This window comes from Shewanella sp. 10N.286.51.B8 (genome assembly GCF_041469325.1).
Classification (GTDB): domain Bacteria; phylum Pseudomonadota; class Gammaproteobacteria; order Enterobacterales; family Shewanellaceae; genus Shewanella.
This window is the reverse complement of record NZ_JBFRKG010000004.1, coordinates 91,905-98,549: the sequence shown is the minus strand read 5'-3', so window position 1 is coordinate 98,549 and position 6,645 is coordinate 91,905. Positions and strand designations below refer to the sequence as shown.

Genomic DNA, 6,645 nt, shown 5'->3' with positions numbered 1-6,645 from the left:
GGCGAGAAGGTCACTGAGCCATCTTGGTTTTGAACCAGGATACCGTCAGTACCAGAGTAAGACACTGAGTCTAGGCTGACAGTGCCATCCACATCACTTGAGTTCGCTAATAGCTGCTCAGCGCTAATGGTGATTTGGCCGTCTTCGTTGACTGTGTATGAGGTTGAACCCGCAACCGGTGCATCGTTGACATCCGTAACCGCGATATCGATGTTAGCTGGGGTCACAACGGTGCCATCACTGACACCAAACTCTAGCTGTAAATCACCATTGAAGTTTTCATTTGGCGCAAAGCTATGGGTGCCATCACCGTTGTCGGTAAGCACACCGTCAGTGCCGGTGTAGGTAACTGAATCAATTAGCAGGTCATCACCATCTACGTCGGTAGCACCTGCCAGCAGCTGCTCATCGGTAATGATGATTACGCCGTCTTCATTCATTGAGAAAGCTTGGTCTTCTACCTCGGCAGCATCATTTACCGCGGTCACATCGACATTAAAACTCATCGAGTCAGTAGTCGTATCTGTGGTAGGTAGATCATCAGCGTCTATCTGACCATCAGCATTGTTATCACTTGAAACATTTACCTCAAAAGTCTCACTGTTGGTCGCAGTGCTTGCATCTGTTGATGAGGCGCCATCAGATATTTCAGTTTCGCTATTTGCACTTGATGGTGTTGCTGCAGACGCAGTTGCTGACGAAGATGGCGCACCTGAACTAGTTGAAGCACCTTCAGCCCCACCGATACTTTGGGCGCCTGAAGATACAGCCTCTTCAGGGGCTGCATTAGCTGCCCCTTCGGCCGCAGAGCTACTAGCTGCTTCCGTATCAGCATCTGAGGTTGAGCTTTCAACAGCTGATGATTGAGAATCTGTTGAACTAGGGGCTGCAGAAGAAGCCTCGGCATTGGCGGCCTCTGCATCATCAGTTTGAGAGTCATCTGTTGATGATTCTGAGCCGCCTGAAGGAGCCAAGCTTTCTTCTGCCGTTTGTATGTCTACCGATGATGTCGCAGTCGCAACAGTATTGGTGACTGTTGATTGATTATTCTCAGCCTTAGATGATGAAACCGTCGAGTCTTCTGTGTTTACTTGTTCAACAGCATCATTAAGAGCATCATTTTCAGGATTATTAGACAGGTTATCATTTGACATAAAAAGGCCTATTTATAAAATAATTAATTGAATTTAAAAGCACGGAATCCCCAAGAGAACTGGGCAGTTCTCTTGTTCATTTAATAAATTTTTTGAATCATTTTCGGAAGGCCAATCAAACCCTAGTTTTTATTCACACCTATGTTAAAACTCAACATAACTATGCCTTTAGATTTAAACTAGCCTGTATAATTAACGGTAGTCTATAGTTTTGAGTTTGTGTATAAAAAACACACTTTTTTGATCTAGATCAATAAAACAACAAATCAACATGCCAAGTTGACAGGTTGACAGAGGAAGAGTATTCGAGGGGGTTGCCCAAATAGCGGCTAAATAAATAACGTTACTAGATTAAATGAAGCTATAAGTAGATTTAATATCAACTCAAATTAAAAGTAATATCCAAGAATAATATAAAAAGGCTAAGCCCCTTTATTAGTATTTTTAAAACTATTCATATGACGAATTATTAATATTGATGTGTAGCGCTTCAACAATAAATAGCTCAAAGCTGAATTTAACTATTACACTTCAACCAATACTAACCCCGACAATAGTCTGCTAATGCCAAACAATAATGACTCAATCGTAAAGCCTTAAGTGAATGAGAGAAGTTTAAGAATGGAAGCGAAAAGGATTAAAATGGCAAATGATCAGCTGATATTCCTCCATTAACAGCTAAGAATTAAGTTTTTCTCAGTAATTACCATTGCAGCATAGTTATGTCGCGATTTAGTTAAAGCGACAGCCAAATAACAAAAAAGGACTCATTAGAGTCCTTTCAACAATCTTGCTCAGCTACATTTAACCAAGGAAGTTTAACCAAGCTAGCTTAACAGCTAACTAAACCTAGCTACGTAGGCCGATGCCACGTGAAATAAGGTAGTATGCTACAAACCATAGCGAGGCACAAAAGCCTACCATAATGGCAATTGATAACGGCACACTGATATCAGCAAAGCCTAAAAAGCCGTAGCGGAACACGTTTATCATATATACCACAGGGTTTAGCGCTGACACGCCTTGCCAAAAATCAGGTAGTAATGACAGCGAGTAAAACACCCCACCAAGATAAGTCAGTGGCGTTAAAATGAAAGTGGGGATAATGCTAATGTCATCAAAACTTTTAGCAAATACCGCGTTAATTAACCCGCCTAACGCAAATAACACCGAGGTTAAAAACACCGTCATAATCACTAAGCCAACATGATGTAGGCTGAGGTTAACAAAGAACATTGCCACCAAGGTCACAATCAAGCCGACACTTAAGCCACGGGCGACGCCGCCGCCAACAAAACCGGCAATCATCACATAATGCGGCACAGGTGCCACCATTAACTCTTCAATACTGCCGTGCATTTTGGCACTAAAAAAGGACGAGACCACATTAGAATAGGAGTTGGTGATAACCGACATCATGATTAAACCTGGTGCGATAAACTCCATGTACGATACGCCGCCCATTTCACCAATACGGTTGCCAATTAAGTTACCAAAAATCAAAAAGTACAAGGTCATGGTAATGGCTGGCGGCACTAAGGTTTGTACCCAAATACGGGTAAAACGATTGGTTTCTTTAATTAAAATACTTTTAAAGGCAATCCAATAAAGCTTGTTCATTATTTTGAGTCCTTAGTTTTTTTAACTAACTCGACAAATAGCTCTTCAAGGCGATTAGCTTTGTTGCGCATTGATAGCACTTCGATATCTGCATTGCTTAACTGGTTAAACAAGTCATTCAAATTATTGGCTTTAGCCACATCCACTTCCAATGTGTGACCATCCACTAAGCGACAACTCATGTTATTTAATACAGGGGCAGTGGTAATATTATCGCTTAAATCTAAAATGAAGGTTTCCACATCCAGCTTACTGAGTAGGCTTTTCATGCTAGTGCATTCAACCAATAAGCCTTTATCGATAATGCCGATATTGCGGCACAGCATTTCAGCTTCTTCAAGGTAATGGGTGGTCAAAATAATGGTCACGCCTTGGGCGTTAATTTGCTTTAAGAACTCCCACATCGAGCGGCGAAGCTCAATATCTACCCCTGCTGTTGGTTCATCAAGGATCAACAATTGTGGCTCATGCATTAACGCACGAGCAATCATTAAACGGCGCTTCATGCCGCCTGATAACGCTCGTGCTTGGCTATCACGCTTTTCCCATAAATCTAACTGGCTTAAATACTTTTGTGCACGCTGCAATGCCACTGCGCGGGTCACGCCATAGTAACCGGCTTGGTTAACTACAATTTGCAGCACGGTTTCAAACTGATTGAAGTTAAATTCTTGCGGCACTAAACCAATGCACATTTTGGCGCGCTCTAAGTTGTTGTCGATATCATAATCGAACACTTTAACGCTGCCTGATGTCTTTTGCACTAATGAGCTAATCACGCCAATAGTCGTCGATTTACCCGCACCATTGGGGCCTAATAGCGCAAAAAAATCGCCCTGCTCTACGGTTAAGCTAAGGCCTTTAACCGCTTGAACACCGCTCTTATAGGTTTTTTGCAGGTTTTCGATCACCAACGCTTTGGTGGGGTTGCTCATTGTGATACCTCTGGTTCATGAATTGCGAATGACGTGCTGTTAATTACACTGTCTTAATTACATGATCTTAATGACCTAATGTAAATGATTAACACGCAAAATTTTCTGACGCCCAAAACAAAACTCCCGCCTATAGCGGGAGTTGGTCGACCACAGATTGGATTAATCTAATGGTACAACTTTAGCAATGTAAGGTAAGTTACGATATTGCTCTGCGTAGTCAATACCATAGCCGACGATGAACTCATCAGGAATGGTAAAACCAATAAAGTCGACTGGTACATTAACTTCACGACGCTCAGGCTTATCGAGTAATGTACATAATGCTAAGCTTTTAGGCTCGCGCAGTAATAACATCTCACGTACTTTATTTAAGGTATTACCTGAATCAATTAAATCTTCAACAATCAATACGTCACGTCCGGCAATCTCAGATGATACATCTTTAAGGATCTTCACGTCACGTGTGCTTGTCATTGCATTGCCATAACTTGAAACTGACATGAAGTCGATTTCAACATGGCCTTTGATACGGCGACATAAGTCAGCCATAAAAACCACAGACCCTTTCAATAAGCCGACCATTAGCAAACGTTCGCTGTCTGCGTAATGGGTATTAATCCTTTCAGCTAATATATCCAGTTTTTCGCTGATTTCTTCTGCAGAAATCATCACTTCTGTTGTGTGTTTCATATTACTCTCAATTGTCGATTTTTTCGGACTTGTCGTTGGCATATCCCCAACGATTTGTCAGCCCGTGCTCTATGCCCAAATGATCTAGAATTCGGGAAACCATGAAGTTTACCAGATCTTCTATCGATTTGGGATAATGATAAAAGCCTGGTGCCGCTGGCATGATGGTCGCGCCGTTGCGAGTCAGGCTTAACATATGCTCTAAGTGTATGGCACTAAAAGGAGTTTCCCGAGGAACAAGGATTAATTGACCGCGCTCTTTTATTACTACATCTGCCGCTCTTTCTAACAAATTATTACTCATTCCGGTGGCAATCGCCGCTAAAGTGCCTGTTGAGCAGGGGCAAACCACCATTTGCTTTGGCGCCGCACTGCCAGATGCCGGTGGCGAAAACCATTCATCTTTGCCCAAAACCACCAGCTCACCAGCAGCATTTTTATCCATCTTAAAATGGGCTAATAACTGCTGACAGGCTTTTTCTGAGTTTGCGCTCAGTTGCAAACCTTCTTCAGTGGCAAGCACCACTCTGGCAGCACTTGAGATCATCAAAAACACTTGGTAATCGGCGGTCAGTAAGCACTGCAGTAACTTTAAACCATAGGGCGCACCAGAAGCGCCAGTCCACGCGAGACTAATGGCCTTTTCTTTTTTTGCGTACGGGTGGTTCGAATTACTCATATGTTCTCTTTTAATCAAGCTTTACCGCTTATACGGCCAAAACCGACTTATTGATGACTATTAACCTAAACTAACCTTATCTAAAAGGTTATTTTAGGGCATTTATCAATTGTTGATGAATACCATGAAAGCCGCCATTACTCATAATCACTACGGTATCACCACTTTGTGCTTGAGCTTTAACTTGAGCAATAATGGCGTCGATATCCGTAAACACGGCAACAGGAATACTGGCGCTAGCCATATTGGCTTTTAAATCCCAGCCGACATTGTCCGCTTGATACAAAAAGGCGCAATCCGCTAAGGCCATAGATGCTGCTAAAGTGTCTTTATGTACGCCGCTTTTCATGGTGTTTGAGCGCGGCTCGAGCACCACGATTAATTTACCTGTAGCTAAATCGCCCTCGCCCACTTTGGCGCGCAGGCCTTGTAAAGTCGTTTCAATGGCCGTTGGATGATGCGCAAAGTCATCATAAACCGCAATGCCATTAACGGTATCTAATAGCTCTAAACGACGTTTTGGCGGCGCAAATTGGCTCAAGGCTTCAATAGCATGACTTGGCGCTACGCCAACATGCCTTGCTGCTGCGATGGCCATTATGGCATTTTCAATATTGTGCTGACCGATTAAGCCCCAGTTTAATATGCCTTGGGACTCGCCATTAAACATCACTTCAAACTCATGACCGTCTGCAGCAATGGTTTTACCATACCAGCCTGTGGCGCTATGCTCAGTTGCATAAAAATGCTCTTGCTCGCTCCAACAACCTAATTCAATCACTTGTTTTACCGCCTCTACTTCAGCAGGCCAAATGACTTTACCTTCACCAGGAACCGTGCGGATAACATGGTTAAATTGACGCTGAATAGCAGCCAGATCGGCAAATATGTCGGCATGATCAAACTCAAGATTATTGATCACTAAAGTGCGCGGGCGGTAATGCACAAACTTAGAGCGTTTATCGAAAAAGGCACTGTCATATTCATCGGCCTCAACCACAAAAAAAGGCGAGTTACCTAAACGGGCTGACACGCCAAAGTTTTGCGGTACGCCACCAATTAAAAAGCCCGGCTCATAGCCGCAATATTCTAATACCCACGCCAACATACTGGAGGTTGAGGTTTTACCATGGGTGCCTGATACCGCCAGTACCCAGCGTTCTGGCAAGATATATTCTGATAAAAACTGCGGCCCTGAGGTGTATTTAATGCCACGGTTTAATACTGCTTCAACACAAGGATTACCACGGCTCATAGCATTACCAATGACCACTAAATCTGGCTGATTTTCACCTTCTTTACCCAGCTGTACGGGGTCGAAGCCTTGAATAAGCTCAATGCCTTGCTGTTCAAGCTGGGTGCTCATAGGTGGATACACATTGGCATCACTACCGGTGACTTTGTGTCCCATACCGCGGGCTAATAACGCTAAACCGCCCATAAAAGTGCCACAAATTCCAAGAATATGTACGTGCATGCCGTTGCTCTACTTAAAAAATAATCAGGGGGCTATTCTAATGCAAATAGGGGGTTAATGTCAGTTATCGCTGCTAACAAAACAGGC

General features: G+C 43.2%; 6 protein-coding genes. All 6 read right to left on the bottom strand.

All coding sequences use genetic code 11. The features are described 5' to 3' along the window. Positions 1-1,154: cadherin-like domain-containing protein (locus AB4160_RS01720; RefSeq protein WP_372003408.1), on the bottom strand; the 1,154-nt coding region annotated here is incomplete at its 3' end. Between the two features lie 849 nt (positions 1,155-2,003). Beyond that, entirely contained in the window at positions 2,004-2,774 is a 771-nt protein-coding gene (locus tag AB4160_RS01715; protein WP_372003406.1) for an ABC transporter permease, read from the bottom strand. Beyond that, positions 2,774-3,709, bottom strand: a complete 936-nt coding sequence (locus AB4160_RS01710) for an ABC transporter ATP-binding protein (RefSeq protein ID WP_372003403.1) — start codon at positions 3,707-3,709, stop codon at positions 2,774-2,776. The genes AB4160_RS01715 and AB4160_RS01710 overlap by 1 nt, the downstream gene beginning before the upstream one ends. 162 nt (positions 3,710-3,871) lie before the next feature. Beyond that, a complete protein-coding gene (gene hpt / locus AB4160_RS01705; RefSeq protein ID WP_102440266.1) occupies positions 3,872-4,402 on the bottom strand; it encodes a hypoxanthine phosphoribosyltransferase in 531 nt (176 codons plus the stop codon). 7 nt (positions 4,403-4,409) lie between these two features. Beyond that, a complete protein-coding gene (locus AB4160_RS01700; protein ID WP_102475935.1) occupies positions 4,410-5,081 on the bottom strand; it encodes a flavin prenyltransferase UbiX in 672 nt (223 codons plus the stop codon). 88 nt (positions 5,082-5,169) lie between these two features. Next, complete coding sequence (mpl, locus tag AB4160_RS01695) at positions 5,170-6,558, bottom strand: UDP-N-acetylmuramate:L-alanyl-gamma-D-glutamyl-meso-diaminopimelate ligase (RefSeq protein ID WP_372003400.1); 1,389 nt, start codon at positions 6,556-6,558, stop codon at positions 5,170-5,172. Positions 6,559-6,645 lie beyond the last annotated feature (87 nt).